16 protein-coding genes, 1 tRNA gene and 1 riboswitch are annotated in these 18,514 nt (G+C 52.7%); of the genes, 14 read left to right on the forward strand and 3 right to left on the reverse strand.

What is annotated here, in order from left to right:
* The first annotated feature begins 19 nt into the window (after positions 1 to 19).
* Entirely contained in the window at positions 20 to 913 is an 894-nt protein-coding gene (locus FDZ78_RS01900) for a radical SAM protein (protein ID WP_123611154.1), read from the forward strand.
* A 58-nt stretch (positions 914 to 971) separates the two neighbouring features.
* Here FDZ78_RS01900 and FDZ78_RS01905 read toward each other — a convergent pair.
* From FDZ78_RS01905 to FDZ78_RS01915, 3 genes are all read right to left on the reverse strand, one after another.
* Positions 972 to 1,044: transfer RNA gene (locus tag FDZ78_RS01905), tRNA-Thr, on the reverse strand.
* A 114-nt stretch (positions 1,045 to 1,158) separates the two neighbouring features.
* On the reverse strand, positions 1,159 to 2,580 hold the full coding sequence (locus tag FDZ78_RS01910; protein ID WP_107032889.1) for a DUF4270 family protein: 1,422 nt from the start codon (positions 2,578 to 2,580) through the stop codon (positions 1,159 to 1,161).
* A 12-nt stretch (positions 2,581 to 2,592) separates the two neighbouring features.
* Positions 2,593 to 3,417 (reverse strand): glycogen/starch synthase, encoded by an 825-nt coding sequence (locus FDZ78_RS01915; protein ID WP_123611153.1) that lies wholly within the window; start codon positions 3,415 to 3,417, stop codon positions 2,593 to 2,595.
* Positions 3,418 to 3,665: 248 nt separating this feature from the next.
* On the opposite strand from FDZ78_RS01915, the gene FDZ78_RS01920 reads away from it, so the two are divergent.
* The 13 genes from FDZ78_RS01920 (at position 3,666) to thiH (ending at position 18,432) form a co-directional block, all read left to right on the forward strand.
* Positions 3,666 to 4,526: an RNA polymerase sigma factor RpoD/SigA gene (locus FDZ78_RS01920; protein WP_107032887.1), complete on the forward strand. Its 861-nt coding sequence runs from the start codon at positions 3,666 to 3,668 to the stop codon at positions 4,524 to 4,526.
* A 30-nt stretch (positions 4,527 to 4,556) separates the two neighbouring features.
* On the forward strand, positions 4,557 to 5,720 hold the full coding sequence (locus tag FDZ78_RS01925; RefSeq protein ID WP_123611152.1) for a DUF4861 domain-containing protein: 1,164 nt from the start codon (positions 4,557 to 4,559) through the stop codon (positions 5,718 to 5,720).
* 151 nt (positions 5,721 to 5,871) lie between these two features.
* A complete protein-coding gene (gmd, locus tag FDZ78_RS01930; protein WP_107032885.1) occupies positions 5,872 to 6,963 on the forward strand; it encodes a GDP-mannose 4,6-dehydratase in 1,092 nt (363 codons plus the stop codon).
* A gap of 153 nt (positions 6,964 to 7,116) precedes the next feature.
* Positions 7,117 to 7,224: riboswitch (TPP riboswitch) on the forward strand.
* A gap of 117 nt (positions 7,225 to 7,341) precedes the next feature.
* Complete coding sequence (gene thiD / locus FDZ78_RS01935) at positions 7,342 to 8,166, forward strand: bifunctional hydroxymethylpyrimidine kinase/phosphomethylpyrimidine kinase (protein WP_136408985.1); 825 nt, start codon at positions 7,342 to 7,344, stop codon at positions 8,164 to 8,166.
* Positions 8,167 to 8,203: 37 nt separating this feature from the next.
* On the forward strand, positions 8,204 to 8,404 hold the full coding sequence (gene thiS / locus FDZ78_RS01940) for a sulfur carrier protein ThiS (RefSeq protein WP_107032883.1): 201 nt from the start codon (positions 8,204 to 8,206) through the stop codon (positions 8,402 to 8,404).
* A gap of 18 nt (positions 8,405 to 8,422) precedes the next feature.
* Complete coding sequence (locus FDZ78_RS01945) at positions 8,423 to 9,004, forward strand: thiamine phosphate synthase (protein WP_136408986.1); 582 nt, start codon at positions 8,423 to 8,425, stop codon at positions 9,002 to 9,004.
* A 5-nt stretch (positions 9,005 to 9,009) separates the two neighbouring features.
* Positions 9,010 to 9,645: a thiamine phosphate synthase gene (locus FDZ78_RS01950; protein WP_136408987.1), complete on the forward strand. Its 636-nt coding sequence runs from the start codon at positions 9,010 to 9,012 to the stop codon at positions 9,643 to 9,645.
* A 45-nt stretch (positions 9,646 to 9,690) separates the two neighbouring features.
* Complete coding sequence (locus FDZ78_RS01955; protein ID WP_123399226.1) at positions 9,691 to 10,467, forward strand: thiazole synthase; 777 nt, start codon at positions 9,691 to 9,693, stop codon at positions 10,465 to 10,467.
* Positions 10,468 to 10,496: 29 nt separating this feature from the next.
* Positions 10,497 to 12,197 carry a phosphomethylpyrimidine synthase ThiC gene (thiC, locus tag FDZ78_RS01960; protein ID WP_124075920.1) on the forward strand — a complete coding sequence of 567 codons (1,701 nt, stop codon included), beginning with the start codon at positions 10,497 to 10,499 and terminating at the stop codon, positions 12,195 to 12,197.
* Between the two features lie 161 nt (positions 12,198 to 12,358).
* Entirely contained in the window at positions 12,359 to 12,916 is a 558-nt protein-coding gene (locus tag FDZ78_RS01965) for a DUF3575 domain-containing protein (protein WP_160631214.1), read from the forward strand.
* Between the two features lie 12 nt (positions 12,917 to 12,928).
* Entirely contained in the window at positions 12,929 to 14,986 is a 2,058-nt protein-coding gene (locus FDZ78_RS01970) for a carboxypeptidase-like regulatory domain-containing protein (protein ID WP_107032877.1), read from the forward strand.
* Positions 14,983 to 17,259 (forward strand): hypothetical protein, encoded by a 2,277-nt coding sequence (locus tag FDZ78_RS01975; RefSeq protein WP_124075921.1) that lies wholly within the window; start codon positions 14,983 to 14,985, stop codon positions 17,257 to 17,259. Before FDZ78_RS01970 ends, FDZ78_RS01975 begins: the two co-directional genes overlap by 4 nt.
* A gap of 63 nt (positions 17,260 to 17,322) precedes the next feature.
* Positions 17,323 to 18,432 carry a 2-iminoacetate synthase ThiH gene (gene thiH, locus FDZ78_RS01980; RefSeq protein ID WP_123399218.1) on the forward strand — a complete coding sequence of 370 codons (1,110 nt, stop codon included), beginning with the start codon at positions 17,323 to 17,325 and terminating at the stop codon, positions 18,430 to 18,432.
* Positions 18,433 to 18,514 lie beyond the last annotated feature (82 nt).

Genomic DNA, 18,514 nt, shown 5'->3' on the forward strand with positions numbered 1-18,514 from the left:
TTACAAAAAATAATCAAATATGATGTATCCGCAACTCCATTTCACCGGGCAGGTGTGGCGTCCGCCATACGAGGCCAATTCTCAACTTCTTCAGATCACATCCGGCTGCACATGGCACAAGTGCAAATTCTGTAGCCTTTATCACGGCACTCCGTTCCGTATGTCGCCGCTGTCAGAGGTGGAAGAAGACCTGAAAGTCATTCGCCAGTGGCAACCGCGTGCCAGACGAGTATATCTCACAGGAGCCAATCCTTTTGCGTTGAGCTACAACAAACTGATGGATGTGGCACTTCTGTTAAGAAAATATCTTACTCACATGGTATCGTTCGGAATGTTCGCCCGTGTGACAGACATTAAATCAAAATCTGTGGAAGAGCTGAAAAACCTCCGGCACATGAAGCTCGACAGCATCAACATCGGCATCGAGACGGCTCACGATGAGACCCTCGACAGAATGAACAAAGGTTATCACGCCTCTGACATTCTCGAACAGTTATCGAAACTTGACGAAGCCGGAATCCGCTACAACGTGTTCTATCTGAACGGACTCGGAGGAAGAGGGAAAGGAGAGGAAAGCGCCGTGGCAACAGCCAATGTCCTCAATCAGCTCCACCCCTGCATAATCAACATTGTATCACTCACGATATTCCCGGAGTCACAACTGTTTAATGAAGTACTCGACGGGACTTATGAGGAAGAACCGGAAATCGAGAGGCTGATGGAAATGCGCACACTCATTGACCGACTTAGCATAAAAGTCAACCTGCTTGGTCATCACATATCCAATACGGTACCGATCACCGGAGCGCTTCCAAACGACAAAGTCACATTGCTCCGAGAATTTGACAATGCGATAGCCAAGTTCCCGGAAGAAGAACTCAAAACATACCGCCACCGGATATGGCATCTGTGATTTGCACATGCAAAGTATCAAAAAAAAGCAGGGAGCGACATTTCTGTCACTCCCTTTGAGCCGCGAGTGGGACTCGAACCCACGACCTTTTCGTTACGAATGAAATGCTCTACCGACTGAGCTATTGCGGCTTGATGACTGCGGTCCGGACTATTGAATGTCCGTCATATGCCGGGACCACAAAAAAAGTAACTTTGCGGCAACCCCGTCAGGACTATTGCAGCGCAAAGTTACTAATTTATTTTTTAATTACCAAGGGTCTGCTTGCTGTAGCTGAACTTGATCTTGGCATTCGAGAAATCAAGTGTTGCCATTACCGGTTCGGTTACATAAGGTGTTATGGAGCTTACCTGAGTGGATGTGGTGTTGTAGCCGTAGTAATAGCTGTAGTAGTTTGAATTGGAATTCACATAGAACGACACCAGTGCCGGACAGATGACGAACTCCTCATCCTCTTCCGTAGCCTCGCCTTTCTTGATTATGTCGAGAATATAATCGCGCATTGACGAGAATGTATAGCTCTTGGTGGTAGAGTTGTATGAAGCATAGAACGACGAGAGATTGTCATTGATCTGAGTTCCGGCAAAAAATTTGTCCTTATCCTTCTTCTTGACAAGCAACACATATGGCGGAGGTGTCAGACCGTAGTCATTTTCGATCTCTTTGGCGGGAATCGAGAGCGAAAGTGAGTTGACCACTGCAAGCGATCCGCTGTTTTCCTGATAGCGGCGGAGTATTTCGCGTGCCGGGAAGTTGAACTCCACATCGTAGCCGGTGGGAGCTATAAGCATTGTTTCGCCTGACTGGGCGCGCTGCTTAAGTTCTTCCGACATCTTATATACTATATTATTGTTGGTAATTACCTCAGGAGTGACAGCCATATATGATCCGACGAGGTTGAACACTGTGTCACGCTGCGGATCGGTGTCAGGAATCGGCATAACCGAACGGTAATAGACGTTGATCATATTGTTGACTATTCTTGTCACACGTCCTGAACCGAATGAATTGGCGATGTATAATCCTGGGAACCATTTTGCGAATGCCTGTGGGGTGGCAAATGTGGCCTCCGAAGTCTTGAACTGATTGTAGAGACGGACACCGAATTCTGTCGGCAGAGTCACCTTTATATCCTTTATAATACTGCCCTCGCTGTCAGCTCCTATATCCTCGGCTCCGTCAATGAGCGCCGAGTACGATGTTGAACCGATAGGTGCCGAAGGATCGTAATATCCGTCAGGAGTGAAGTCACTGTAGATCGGCGAAGGCAACTGTTTGTTGAGTTCATAAACCGTAAGCCCCATCGGCACCACAGAGTCTCCGGCAAATCCGTCCTTATACATAGAAAGGACGAGCTTGACAGAATCAATATAGTCCGGCTTGACATAAAATGTATCGACATAAGACGATGGCATATACTGGCAGACGATATCGCTGCGGAGATTGCCATATCCTTTGGCATCCAGATTTCCGAGAAGCTGAAGCACAGTGCGTGACTGCACCAGATCATTGCTGACCGGGCGTCCGCTGACGGTAAAGTTGGAGTCTATGACGATCTCAACCTCATCCTCGACCAAGCTCCCGCCGGCCGTTGAGGTGCTTTCGTCACATGAAATGACGGAGAGTGTGGCTATTACGCCTGCTGAAAGCAGAGCTAATTTTTTCATTCTGATCGGAGATTAATCATCATCCTCGCCTAAAAGCGAGCGATAAAATTCTGTGTAACGGTCAACGCGATCTTCCTCGCCCTCATAAGCAAGGAATGGTTTACCGGAAGCCTTGGCATATTCAACCAGCACTGGATCGACATCGCCGGTCACCTGGATGACGGCATCGGCATAGTCAATGGCCAGACGGTTAAGGGTGGCGAAATCCACGGGGTCGGAGCCGAGAGCCGCTATATCTTCTTCGCTGAAATCACTCATGCGCAGTTTCTCTGCGAAACGCGGGTCAAGAGTTCCTTCAAACTTTTCAGGCTGCAGGGCATAGACGATCTTTGAGTCTCGAAAAATCGGGTCATCCGAATAACGTCTGCGCAGATACAGTGGAGTCAGAGCCGAAACCCAGCCGCTGCAGTGGATCACAGCCGGCTGCCAACGGAGTTTTTTGACGGTCTCCGCAACACCCATTGTGAAGAACATGATGCGTTCGTCATTGTCGGCCGGCAGAAGATCTGTTTCGAGCCCCTTTTCAGGTAATGGCTGAAAATAATCGTCATTGTCAATAAAATAGACCTGCATGCGCGAAGGCAGCAAGGTTGCCACCTTAATTATCAAAGGGTGGTCTGAATCATCTATGATAAGATTCATGCCGGAGAGACGAATCACTTCGTGGAGCTGGTTGCGGCGTTCGTTGATGCAGCCATATTTCGGGGTGAAACTCCTCACTTCGAATTCTTTGCCATGAATACCCTGCGGTATGTCACGACCAAGGACTGACATTGATGTGTCCGGCAGATAAGGCGATACTTCTTGCGAGACGAATAGAACTTTTTTGGGCGCCATTTAGGATAGATAGTCTTAGCGAACCGGCCAAGGTCCATATTTTTTACAGCTGAACTCTTGGCCCAGGCTCTTTGTTATGTGATTGGATTGCAAAGTTACAATTTTTTTTTCATTTTTCCACCATCGCGCGCATCCAAACAGCAACTTTTCGACTTTCAGACCTTGATCTCACCTCTTTTAAGACTCTCAAATTTTGATATAAGCCGAAAAATTACTACCTTTGCACGAATTATCTGCTATAAGTAGACATGAGACAATTAAAAATCACCAAATCTATAACCAATCGTGAAAGCGCGTCGCTCGATAAATTCCTCCAGGAAATCGGCCGCGAAGAGCTCATCTCCGTCGAAGAGGAAGTAGAGCTCGCCCAGCGCATTCACCAAGGAGACCAGAGAGCTCTCGACAAGCTCGTTCGTGCCAACCTCCGCTTCGTTGTATCTGTGGCAAAACAGTATCAGAACCAGGGGCTCAGCCTCCCCGATCTTATCAACGAAGGCAATCTCGGCTTGATTAAAGCGGCACAGAAATTTGACGAGACACGAGGCTTCAAGTTCATCTCCTACGCCGTGTGGTGGATTCGTCAGTCCATCCTCCAGGCTCTGGCCGAACAGAGCCGCATAGTGCGCCTGCCGCTCAACCAGGTAGGTTCGCTCAACAAAATCAGCAAGGCACTCTCGAAATTCGAACAGGAAAACGAACGCCGTCCGTCGCCTGAAGAACTCGCTGAAAAGCTCGACGTGCCTGTCGACAAAATCGCCGATACACTCAAAGTTTCAGGACGCCATATTTCTGTCGACGCCCCCTTCGTTGAAGGCGAGGACAACAGTCTTCTTGACGTGCTCACAAACGATGACTCTCCTATGGCTGATGCAACACTCACCCAGGAATCTCTGTCAAAAGAAGTAGAGCGCGCCCTCAAGCAGCTCCACGACCGTGAACGCGAAATCCTCAAAATGTTCTTCGGCATAGGCTGTCAGGAAATGACCCTCGAAGAAATCGGCGCCAAATTCGACCTGACCCGCGAACGTGTGCGCCAGATTAAAGAAAAGGCCATCCGCCGGCTCAAGGGTCAGAAAAGCCACCTGCTCAAAGCATATCTCGGCCAGTAATCAGCATAAACCTCAAAACCGACTCAATTCATGCTCGCGTTTTCACTCCTGCTTTCAATTACTGTTACCGTTACGAATCCACAACCGACACCCCGCCAGGCGGTGCCGGTTGTTGTTCCTATAGCACAAAACGGTAAAGAAATCAACTCGGCGGTCATCAAAGGCCAGCCCGACACGCCTTGGCAACTTGACGATCTCAACGACGACGGCCGTCCCGATGAACTCGTTTTCCTCGTCGACCTGAAAGCCAACCAGACAAAGACTCTGACCGTCGACCTCTCATCGGCCCGCCCGAAAACATCATTCACCCCCGAAACCAAGGCCTACCTCAAGCTCAACGACAAAAACAAGAAGCATCCTGAGATACAGGCCATCGCTTTTCCGGGCGATGTTGACAACCGCCAGATGTACAACAGCATCTACGGCCACGGAGTTGTGCTTGAAGGGCTCTATAATGCCATTCGCATCTACATGGACAACCGCCAGAGCGTAGACCTCTACGCCAAAAACACCCCGCGGCTCGAACTTGACAGCACCGGCTTCTACACCACCCGCAAGCAGCTCGAACAAGGCTACGGCCGCGACGTGCTCTGGGCCGGAACCTCAGTAGCGCTCGGCTCGTTCCGCGGATGGCAGAACGGCAGCCCCGTCACCATTGACACCGTCACCACCCGAATGCAGCGCGTGATCGCCTCAGGTCCGGTCCGCTCCATAGTCGAAGTCTCTGACCGCGGCTGGATCTACAACGGCGCACCCCTCGAAATGCGTCAGCGCTACACAATCTATGCCCGTCACCGCGACATCGACGTAGACATCACCATTTCAGGCGCTCCCAAAACATATACTTATTGCACAGGAGTGCAAAAACTCGCCACTGACAACCAAGGCTTCCTCACCCAAACCGGTCTTGCCGGAAGCTGGGGCACAAATCTGCCTGACAAAGGAATGCCCGACATAACCGACACAATCGGACTCGGCATCTTTGTGCCGGCAGCCTATCTGCGATCTGTCAAGGAAGATGACGTCAATTATCTGACGCTTCTGAAAACCGACACCAAGGGCCGCATCCGTTACAGCTTTATCTCCGGAGCCGAACGCGACAGCGCCTCTCCCCACTCTGCCACCGAATGGTTCGACTACCTACACCGGTGGGAAAAAGAGAAACGAAATCCGGCAAAAATAACAATCAAATAAAACAATTCGAGAGGATGCTTGGTTATCAGGCATCCTCTCAATTCGTTAATATCAAAAAAAATAAAATTTCAATTTTAATATATCACAAACATTCATTACCTTTGCGGCTCAAAACTCACTTAGTAGCTTGTAACAAATCAATTAAAGACTAATGAAAACTGCACTGATCACAGGTATCACCGGCCAGGATGGTTCGTTTCTGGCAGAGTTCCTTTTAGAGAAAGGTTATGATGTTCACGGCACCATCCGCCGTTCGTCAGTAGATTATCGCGAACGCATCGCACACCTTGAGGGAAAGCCCAACTTCCATCTTCACTATGCCGACCTCGGTGACTCGATGTCGATACTACAGGTAGTGTCAAAAGTGCGCCCTGACGAAATCTACAATCTTGCCGCCCAGAGCCACGTCCAGGTATCTTTTGACTCGCCCGAATTCACAGCCGACATCGATGCCACCGGTGTGCTCCGCATCCTTGAGGCCGTGCGCCTCACCGGCCTTGCCGACACCTGCCGCATCTATCAGGCTTCAACTTCAGAGCTTTATGGAAAGGTTGAGGAAGTACCTCAGAACGAAAAGACACCCTTCCACCCCTACTCACCATATGCAGTGGCAAAACTTTACGGATTCTGGATCATCAAGGAATACCGCGAGGCATATAACATGTATTGCTGCTCAGGCATTCTCTTCAACCACGAATCAGAACGCCGCGGCGAGACATTCGTAACCCGCAAGATCACCCTTGCCGCTGCCCGCATCGCCCAGGGAAAACAGGAAAAACTCTATCTCGGCAACCTTTCATCGCTCCGCGACTGGGGCTATGCCAAGGACTATGTGGAATGTATGTGGCTCATCCTCCAGCAGGAAAAACCCGAAGACTACGTGATCGCTACCGGCGAACAGCACTCAGTGCGTGAATTCTGCCTCTACGCTTTCCGTCGCGCAGGTATCGAACTGCGTTTCGAAGGCGAAGGAGCCGATGAAAAAGGCATCGATGTAAAGACCGGCAAAGTAGTCATCGAAGTATCGCACGACTTCTACCGCCCGACCGACGTGGTCAACCTCTGGGGCGATCCTTCAAAAGCCCGCAAGCAGCTCGGCTGGGACCCTTCCAAGAAGACCTCTTTCGAGCAGCTCGTCAACCTCATGGTAGATGCCGACATGGCCAAAGTAGCCGTAGAACGCGCCGGCGAACAGGTACGCACCAACCTTGCCGAATATCTTGAAAAAGGCATCGTGAAATAACCGCAGACAAAACTCTGCTCTCAAAAGGAGCTCATTTTTGCCGATGCGCCCGGAGTGGGGCGCATCGGTGATTTTTCAGATGATTTTTCAAAGTCCCGATGCCGTTTTTAGACCGCTTATGATTTGGAAAATCACGAATAAAACTCTACCTTTGCGCCGACAAAGGGGTGCGGCATTCACCCTCCTGTGATTGCCGCTGAGATGATACCCTCTGAACCTGATGCGGTTAGTACCGCCGAAGGGATTGCACTTGACTTTGCCTCAGCCGCTTTGTCAGTCCGACGTCTGACCGCCTGACGTCAGCCGGACTTCGAAGAGTATCGTCTGGCCTTATGCCCACTACGGCATAAGCAGGAGTTTTAATAATAACAAAGCGCGATGAGAACTTACTATCCCACTCTCACAATCGCCGGGTCCGATTCATCGGGTGGCGCCGGCATCCAGGCTGACATCAAGACAATGTCGGCCATCGGCTGTTATGCTATGTCGGCCATAACCTCGGTCACAGCCCAGAACACCACCGGGGTGCGGTCGATCATGCCGGTATCGCCGGGAGTAATGACCGATCAGATCGACATGGTCATGACCGACATTCCGCCTCTGGCCGTCAAGATCGGGATGCTCTGCAATGCAGAAGTCGCCGCGGCTGTAGCCGATCGTCTCGAACACTATCGTCCCAAAAATCTCATTATCGATCCGGTAATGGTCTCGACCTCCGGATCAATGCTCCTTGAAGAGGATGCCATCGAAATCCTTGTCAGCCGCATTTTCCCTTTGGCCACGCTTGTTACTCCCAACCGGATGGAAACCGAAAAACTGGCCGGATCTTCAGACACCGCAGAGCAGATCGAAGCATTGCGGAAATTTGGCTGCAAGAACATTCTGATCAAAGGCGGCGACTCTGACAGCACTGATTTCAAAACCGACACACTGTATCTCGGCGCCACCGGAGAAACCATCGAACTCAAAGCCGATGCTGTCGACACAAAAAACTCCCACGGAACCGGGTGCACCCTCTCATCGGCCATAGCCTCTTATCTCGCACTCGGCTACTCCCTGACCGAATCCGTCAGAATGGCAAAACTCTACGTGACACGCGCCCTTGAAGCCGGTGCATGGATCTCCACAGGCCACGGCCACGGACCCGTGAACCACTTCTTCTCACCCAGACGATTAAAAAATTTCAATCCGAAAAGCCGCTGATCCCGGCAGGCTATTTCAACAGATAAAACCAACAACCATGACCGTAAAAGTCAACCAAGTAGACATAACCCTCTCTGACGGCGCCTCTCTGCAAGATGCTCTTGACGCCAAAGAAATAAAACCACAGGGAATCGCCACAGCCGTCAACGGAAAAGTAATACCCGCCGTGCTGCGTCCGTCTCATAAACTTGCCGACGGAGATGACATTGTCATCATCAAAGCATTCTACGGAGGCTAAGCCATAAATCTCTCCGCGATGACAGCGATAGCCATTACACCGGAACGCCTCGAAAACGAGCGGCATGAAGCAGCAGCGGTATGCGCGCTTCTTGATGCCGGATGGCACAGAATACACCTCCGCCATCCCGGAGCGTCACGCACCGATGTCAGAAAACTCATCGAAGCAATACCCCAGGCTTTCCACAGCTGCCTCGTGCTCCACGGCCACTTCGACCTCTGCAACGATTTCAATCTCGGAGGCCTGCATCTGAACCACCGCTGTCCGGACGCACCGGCCCTCTACAGAGGAGCCTTGAGCCGTTCATGCCACTCGATCGATGAACTCAGAAAATGCACAGGGCTGGCCTATGCCACCCTCAGCCCCATTTTTGACAGCATCTCCAAACAAGGCTATCACTCAGCATTCACCGGCGAGACCCTCTCCGCTCTTGACGATATCCCGACTCCGGTCATCGCACTCGGAGGCGTTACTCCTGAACGAATTCCATATCTCAAACGTTATAACTTCAATGGCTTCGCCATGCTTGGAGCCATTCCGTGGAACAGCCCGGCCACAACTGTAAGGCAGTTTGCGGAACAAACCATAAAACTAATCTGACTCTTATGCTCCAGTTCATAACCCATCCATCCGAGCGCTACACAATTGCGGAAGAAGTCCAGATGGTCCTTGAAGGAGGCTGCAAATGGATACAGCTCCGCCTTAAGGATGCCACTGATGAAGAATTCCGGCAGACAGCCCTTGAAATCATTCCGCTCTGCAAGGAAAACGAAGCCTTCCTCGTGTTCGACGACCGCGTAGAACTTGCCATCGAGATGTCGGTCCACGGCGTGCACCTCGGCAAAGATGACATGAATCCGCTCGTCGCACGTGAGAACATGGGAGCGGAAGCCATCATCGGATGCACAGCCAACACTGCCGCTGACATCACCCGGCTCCGCGGCTGGGACGTTGACTATGTAGGCCTCGGCCCTTTCCGCTACACCACCACCAAAGCCCGCCTCTCGCCGGTAATCGGCCTTGACGGCTACACGGAGATAGTCCGTGAAATCCGCGCCGCTGACATCCTGCTCCCCATCGTGGCTATCGGAGGAATCACCCTTGAAGACATCCCGGCAGTCATGGCCACAGGTGTCAACGGAGTAGCCATGAGCGGATCAATCATCAACGCCGATGACCCGGTGGACTATACCCGCAAGGTGCTCGGCGCTCTTCAGGAAGCATTCGAAAAGCGCCGGTAATCCTCAGATAACCCTTCCAGACAAAATCATCACACAAGCTTATATATGAACGACATTTTAACCATCGGAGGAAAAGAATTCACCTCACGCCTATTCGTAGGCACAGGCAAATTTTCGTCCAACCGCCTGATGCTTGAATCAATTCTCGCTTCAGGCTCGCAGATGATCACTGTGGCCATGAAGCGGATCGACATGGACCATGAGGAAGAAGATGACATGCTGCGCCACATCAACCGCGAGCATGTACAGTTTCTCCCCAACACTTCAGGCGTCCGCACAGCCGAAGAAGCCGTGCTCGCAGCCAATCTCGCCCGTGACTGTTTCGGGACCGATTTTATCAAACTTGAAATCCACCCCGATCCCAAATATCTGCTCCCCGACCCCATCGAAACGCTGAAAGCCACCGAAATCCTTGCAAAACAAGGCTTCAAAGTGCTCCCCTATATCCAGGCCGATCCGGTTCTGTGCAAGCGCCTTGAAGAAGTAGGCACCGCTGCTGTAATGCCACTCGGCGCACCGATCGGAACTAACAAAGGGCTCAAGACACGCGATCTGCTTGAAATCATAATCGAGGAAAGTCGTGTGCCGGTGGTGATCGACGCCGGACTCGGAGCTCCCTCTCACGCAGCCGATGCAATGGAAATCGGAGCCGATGCCGTTCTGGTCAACACAGCAATCGCCGTAGCAGGCGACCCTGTTGAAATGGCAGTCGCATTCAGACTTGCAGTCGAAGCCGGACGTAAAGCCTATCTCGCCGGTCTGGGATCTGTCTCTTCATCAGCATCCGCAACAAGCCCTCTCACTGAATTTCTCAATCTATAAATCAGACATTTATCACCATAACTCAGAATATGGAAATAGAAAACATCGACGTAAACAGCTATCCCGGTTCAGAAAAAGTCTACATTGACGGAAAACTCCATCCGATCCGCGTAGCCATGCGGCGTGTCAACCTCACCCCTACTGTAAAAATCATTGATGGCGAACGCCTGACCCGCGAGAACGGCTCTGTCTATGTCTATGACACCAGCGGTGTCTACACAGACCCGAACGTAACCGTTGACATCAACGCCGGACTTCCCCGTCTGCGCGAGGAGTGGATAGCCGGACGCGAAGACCTCGAACAACTCTCATGCATCACCTCTGACTACGGACGCATGCGCGAAGCCGACAGCTCTCTCGACTCAATCCGCTTCAGCCACCGCTACGCACCCCGCCGCGCGGCCGAAGGCAGGGAAATAACCCAGATGGCGCTTGCCCGCCAGGGTGTCATCACCCCTGAGATGGAATATGTAGCCATCCGCGAGAACAATAATGCCGAAGCCCTCGGCATCAAGAGCCACATCACTCCTGAATTCGTACGCCAGGAAGTAGCAGCCGGACGTGCCGTCATCCCCGCCAACATCAACCATCCCGAAGCCGAACCGATGATCATCGGCCGCAACTTCCTCGTAAAACTCAACACCAACATCGGAAACTCCGCCCTCTCTTCCGGAATCAAGGAAGAAGTCAGCAAAGCCGTGTGGAGCTGCTACTGGGGAGGCGACACTCTGATGGACCTCTCGACCGGCGACAACATCCACGAGACCCGCGAATGGATCATCCGCAACTGCCCGGTCCCGGTCGGAACAGTCCCCGTCTACCAGGCTCTTGAAAAAGTCAACGGCAAAGTGGAGGATCTGACCTGGGAAATCTATCGCGACACACTGATCGAGCAGGCAGAACAGGGTGTGGACTACTTCACCATCCATGCCGGAGCTCTCCGCGCTCATGCTGACATGGTTCAGGAACGTCTGACCGGCATCGTGTCGCGCGGCGGCTCTATAATGACCCGCTGGGCCGTGATCCACGATCAGGAAAACTTCCTCTACACCCATTTCGATGAAATCTGTGAGATCCTCGCCCGCTACGACGTAGCAGTTTCGCTTGGCGACGGTCTGCGTCCGGGTTCTATCCACGATGCCAATGACCGCTCGCAGTTCCTCGAACTCGATGTGCTCGGTCAGCTCACCGAAATAGCCTGGAAACACAATGTACAGGTGCTCATCGAAGGTCCTGGACACGTGCCGATGCACAAGATCCGCGAGAACATGGACCGCCAGATCGACAAATGTCACGAAGCGCCGTTCTACACCCTCGGCCCGCTGACCACCGACATCGCTCCCGGCTACGACCACATCACCTCGGCAATCGGAGCCGCACAGATAGCCTGGATGGGCACCGCTATGATCTGCTACGTGACCCCCAAGGAACATCTCGCACTCCCCAACCTCGAAGATGTGCGCAACGGTGTGATCACCTACAAGATCGCAGCCCATGCCGCCGACCTTGCCAAAGGACATCCCGGCGCACAGGTCCGCGATGACGCCATGAGCAAGGCCCGCTTCGAATTCCGCTGGAAAGACCAGTTCAACCTGTCGCTCGACCCAGCCCGCGCACGTCAGTACTACGTAGAGAGCCACAAGGACGATGACCACTTCTGCACCATGTGTGGTCCCAACTTCTGTGCGATGCGAATCACCCAGCAACTTGTTGACGACTGCGCAAAATAAAATATTCATCACTTGATGCCACCGTATATAACCGCAAGAGGGACCCTACTGCGATTGTAGCACCCTCTTGCGTCTATCAGTGGTTATTGCTTTTCATGTCTTCTGATGACATAATCACACACTATAACTTAACCGTTCAACTATTTTTACAATTTTCACCGATGACCAATAGGCTTTTTCTTTGGCTCCTCTCCATCCTCTCTTTCACACTATGCTATGTCCCGGCCAAAGCGCAGAGGGTCGCGTTGAAGACCAACACGCTTGACTGGGTGCTTATGTCGCCCAACCTCACCCTTGACACCCGTCTGTCACGCAGAGTCACTTTCGAGATCGGCGTTGCCGGAAATCCTCTCGACAAGACTGTCTACGGCTCAGATATCAAGCTCAAAAACCTGCGCATCGAACCGTCGCTGCGCTACTGGTTCAACCGCCCGATGGCCCGCCACTTCATGGGAGTAGCATTCAGCGGCGGAGTCTTCAACCTGCGCCTGCGCGAACACTGCTACAAAGGCAACGGAGTAGCCGCCGGTCTGACCTACGGCTATGCCCTCGTACTCAACCGACACTGGAACGTAGAATTCACTCTTGGACTTGGAATGGCACGTGTATGGGGCTACAACTATCTCTACCAGAACGGCCAGCCTGCCACCACAAACATGAGCCGGTGGGTGCCTGTGCCTGTCGGAACCGGAATTTCATTCTCTTACATTTTTAAATAATCCGCGAAAGAAATGGAAATGACAACAGCCAAACGCATCCTCTCCTCTATCGCGGCTATCCTTATGATAGCGCTCGCCGCTACAGCACGTGACATCAATGTCCGCGGCATCGTTACCAATTCACAGGGCGAGCCGATGCAGGGAGTCTGCATTTACAATGCTGAAAACGAACAGCTCCTCACAAGCACCAACGAAGAAGGCAAGTATCTCGTAATCATTGACGGCGACGGCAAGCTCGTGTTCTCCATCCTCGGCATGGAAGACACCGAAGTCCCCGTAGAGGGACGACTGACCATCGATGTTATGCTGACACGTTCCTCGATAACCCTTGATGAAGTCCTGGTCAAGGCCAAAGGCAAACTCAAGACCGTGGCCCCGGAGCCTACCGACATCGAGATCAAAGGTAACTATGCCCACATAAAGACCCGCATAAAAGTGCCTCACCGCTTGTTCGGCTCCTCCACCCGATTGATAATCCAGCCGGCACTCTACAATGTCTCGGCATCGAAAATGTGGTATCTCAAGCCACTCGTGTTTGACGGACGCCGCTACAACATCACCCAGGACCGAATGCTCGATTTTGATCTCAATGACGATCCGCTCACACCCTATGTAGAGGTCCAGAAACATTCAAGCCGCAAGGACGACATGATCTTCTGGAGCGACTCCGTCTATCTCGATAATCCTGACCACGACTTCCACTGCGACATGCTCATGGCAATGGAAAACTACAACCGCGTATTCTATCGCGACACCACAACCATAGCCCGCGGCACTGTCAACCCGATGCGCTTCTTCCAGTACAATCTGATCGGGACCGAAGTCACCGACACCACATTCTATCCGACACCTGAAATGCAGATGCGCGACACCCGTGGCGACGTCATGCTGACATTCCGCGTCAACGACGCCCGCCTTGACATGGACCAGGGCAACAACCGCTCTGAAATGAACTCGCTTCTGAGCCAGCTGCAGCGCATCGAAAACGACCCGGATGCCGCCCTCAAGAGCTTCTATATCTACTCCACTTCGTCGCCTGAAGGCAACTATGAGAAAAACGTGACTCTCTCGCAAAGACGCATGCAGTCGGCTCTTGACCTGATCATGGACAACCTCTCCCCCACTACCCGCCGATACATGGAAGTCAAAAGCGATGCCTCGGTCGAACCGTGGGAAACTCTCGTCAAAATGCTCCGTGCCGACAGCCTCAACACCGAAGCCGATGCAGTGGCCGAGATCATAGCCCGCTACCCCGGACAGATGGACATGCAGTCAGTCCGTGTGCGCAAACTGCCCTTCTATTCATCGCTAATACCCGAAAAATATCTTCCCCGCATGCGTAAGGTCAGCTATGAATTTCTGACATCGCAATACCGCTATCTGACCGACGATGAAATAGCCGAAGTTTACAAAACAGATCCCAAATCGCTTTCCCGCTTCGAATTCTTCCGTCTTTACCGCTATGTGGCCAAGACACCGGCTGAGAAAGAGGAATATCTGAAAAAAGCGCTTGAGACACATCCGAACTTCATTGTCGCCGCCACTGACCTCTCGGCCATGAAGCTCGAACGCGGCGAAGCGGACTACGACCTACTCGCCGCCTATCTCAAACCCGGAAACAAGACAAAGAAAATCCCCGACGAATCACGGCTCAACCACATAGCAGCCTGCCTCGCCTCTCACCACTATCTCGAAGCCGACTCGCTGGCATCGCTTCTGCCTGACACTCCGAAATTCCACAAAGCCAAGGTCTACACCGATGTGTTCAACGGACGCTATGAGGAAGCCATGCAGGAAGTAGCCGCCGAATCACCCATCAATGAAGTAGTGATACTCCTTGCCCTCAAAGCCAATGATCAGGCCTGGCGCAAGGCTTCAAAACTCGGAGGCTCAGCTGAAGAGGAATACCTCAAAGCTGTGGCGGCAAACCGTGTGGATGAATACATGGCAGCCGTAAGCCACCTTGAAAATGCTCTCCGCCTTAAGCCCGAACTTAAGGAAATCGCCAAAATAGACGGCGACCTTATTGACCTTATGGAAGAACGTGAAGAAGAGGAGGAACAGATATGAAAACCAATATACGCACCATCTGCACTATTATAAGCTCCTGCATTCTGCCCTTAGGCGCTTATGCCACCCAGGATGCTCCGGTGGCCATCGACTCGACTATGAACGCGCTTGACTACGTGCTCCAGCGCCCTGCCCCTGCCGAGAAATTCGCTCACAAACGCTTCGGCGACCATCTTTTCATCTCTATGGAAGGCGGCCCCGAATGGATGCGCCCCAACTCGCATCTGTCAGGTCCGTCATCCGAAAACGGTTACCGCGCAGGGATATCCATCGGAGACTGGATAACTCCCGTCCACGGCTGGCGTCTCGGAATCAGCGGCGGACGCCACCACGGACTCAGAGACTACAAACCGTATTTCGCAGCCCTCTCACTCGACTACATGATGAACCTCTCATCCCTGCTTCGAGGCGACAACCCCTCACGCCATTTCGAACTGGTCGGAATCATGGGAATCGAAGGCCAGGCGCTCCACCGCGAAGGTCACCGTCTCTGGGGTGTGGCCGGTGCCAGAATAGCCCTGCAGCCAAGAGTCTACCTCACATCATCCACCTATCTCTATGTGGAACCTCGTCTCGGCATCTACGGCGACAAGCTTGACGATGTCAAGACATGGCACAAATATGACTGGAACGCATCTGTCATGGTCGGTCTCGGCTACCGTATGGCCGGAGGAAAAGGCATCAGCGTGGACAACTCCATGTTTGCCAACAACCATTTCCGCGACAATCTCTTCATTGGTCTCTCAGGAGGAATTGTGTCAATCGGCGAAAACACCTCTGAATGGCGTGACCGCATAGGCGCCGCAGGAACCCTCTCTATCGGAAAATGGTTCAGCGCACCCGCCGGCCTGCGTCTTTCGATCGGCGGCGCGGAACTCCGGCAGCCCGCAGGATTCAAAAAACGCTACAGCACAATAGCCGATCTTGACTTCCTTTGGAATCTTAATTCGGCATTCGTAGGCTATAACCCCGATGCCAAAATAGAGACAAACGTGGTGCTGGGTGCAAGCGCAGCCTGCCTCTCAGGCGAAGGAAAGAAATTTTTCCCCGGGCTTCATGCCGGACTTCAGGGCATATGGAAAGTCTCACCCTCTGTAGGGCTCTATCTTGAACCCAATGTCAGGGCATTCGACAGTGAGATAGCTCGTGCCAGCCACCGCGTCGCTCTGATGCCGGGAATTAACGTTGGCCTCGTCTACCGCTTCAACACATCACCCGAATATGATGCCTACAAGTCGCATTTAGACTATCGAGAATTCCTCTCCTCACGCCGCTACTTCTTCGATCTGCTCGGCGGAGTGCTGATGCGTTCGCGCTCATGGCAGCCTAACTGCGCAGTGAGCCTGGGCTTCGGCAAATGGTACACCCCGGAGAGCGCCTGGAGAATCAACGGCGAATACGAATATTATAACACCGGAGCAAACTACCGCTCCCTTTCGCTCTCGGCCGACTATCTGTTGAGCCTGTCGACACTCGCCGGCGGCTTTGACAGCGAACGTAGCTTCGATCTTGATGCCTTTGTAGGCATGAACGCCGGTATCGCACATTATAACCATAAGCACAACAGCATTATCTGGGGACCAAGAGCCGGACTGCGCGGACGCATCGGCGTGTCACCCGCAGTCGACATCATCCTCGAACCTCAGGTGCAGCTGCTTGCCATCCCGAACTACACACGCCGTTTCAATCCTGAAGCACGTCTGCTCGCAGGCCTCAGCTACAAAATAGGCCGCACCAGGAAAGAACGTTCGGCCCATGCCTCTGCCACTGATTTATCGGAATTCCGCCCCTATGTCGGAATAGCGGGAGGCCCGATGCTCTACAGCGAAAGTTTCTCCAACACATCGTTCCGCAAAGTCTCCTGGGGCTTCAACGCCACAGCCGGAGGGTGGCTCACCGGCACCTCCGGACTGCAACTCTCATTCGCTTATGACTGTGTGCCCTTCAACCGGATCGTCAATCAGGAGATCAAAACCCTCAGCCTCGACTATATGCTCAATCTCACCCATGTGTTTACCGGAGAGACTGACCGCCGCTTTGAAATCAGCCCGATGGCCGGAATCGGCTTCGGCTGGGGATCATGCAGAAACTCCAAGACATCACTGGCTCTTGAAGGCGGCCTGCGCGCCAGCTATCGCCTGACCGACAACATCGGTCTGACACTGACTCCGATGGTGACCGTCTGGCAGCCACGAATCAATGGCGAAAAACACAACGGCCACCACTTCGTGGGAGTCGGTCGCCTACCGCTTGGCATAACCTACCGATTTTAACCGAGAGGCTGACGCTGCTCTCTCGCGTCGGCCTCTTGCAAAAACATAAACACCAAAACTCTTATGTTTTCAGAAGAACTAAAAAAATATGACTGGGATGAGACCACACGTTTCATCCAGTCTCGCACGGCAGCTCACGTCGAGAGTGCCCTGCGCAAGCAGCATCTCAGTGTCGAAGACTTCATGGCACTGATCTCGCCTGCCGCGGAGCCTTATCTCGAACAGATGGCGCAGCTTAGTCACCGCTACACTATGGAGCGCTTCGGCAAAACCATCTCTCTCTACATTCCGCTCTATGTGTCTAACGCGTGTACTAACTCCTGTGTGTATTGTGGCTTCAACCACAACAACCCCCTCGAACGAGTCACACTGACCCTTGATCAGGTCAAGGCCGAATGCGAGGCCATCCGCCGTCTAGGTCCTTTTGAAAACCTGCTTATCGTATCCGGTGAATTCCCGGCCCTCAACGGCGTAGACTATCTTGAAAAGGTGTTGAATGTGGCGCGTCCCTATTTCAACAATCTCACCATCGAAGTGATGCCAATGAAGACCGAAAGCTACGCACGTTTGGTTGAAAGCGGTCTTAACGGAGTGGTATGCTTCCAGGAGACCTACAATGCCGCCAACTACAAAACCTATCACCCCAAAGGCATGAAGTCCATTTTCGACTGGCGCGTCAACGGCTTCGACCGCATGGGCCAGGCCGGGGTCCACAAAATCGGCATGGGAGTGCTCATAGGTCTCGAAGACTGGCGCACCGACCTTGCAATGCTTGCCCGCCACCTGCGCTATCTGCGCAAAAACTACTGGCGCACCCGCTACAGCGTGAATTTCCCGCGCATGTGCCCGGCCGAGGGCGGCTATCAGCCCAAGGTCGTGATGAGCGACCGCGAACTGGCTCAGGTGACATTCGCTTTCCGCATATTCGACCACGATGTGGACATATCTTATTCTACACGCGAGGATCCGGAGTTCCGCGCCAATATGATGAAACTCGGTGTCACCTCCATGAGTGCCGGAAGCAAGACCGAACCGGGCGGATACTGCTCTACGCCTGACGCACTCGAACAGTTCGAGGTGTCTGACCCACGCTCGCCTGAAGCTGTGGCAGCCGACATCCGCCGCCTCGGATATGAAGCCGTCTGGAAAGACTGGGACAAGATCTTCGATTGACCTGAGAGTGTAATTCCACACACCAATACAAGAGCCGGTTGGACAACCCTGTCAGCCGGCTCTTGAAGTTTTTATCAGCGTT

It is taken from the genome of Duncaniella sp. B8, assembly GCF_005304985.1.
Classification (GTDB): domain Bacteria; phylum Bacteroidota; class Bacteroidia; order Bacteroidales; family Muribaculaceae; genus Duncaniella; species Duncaniella muris.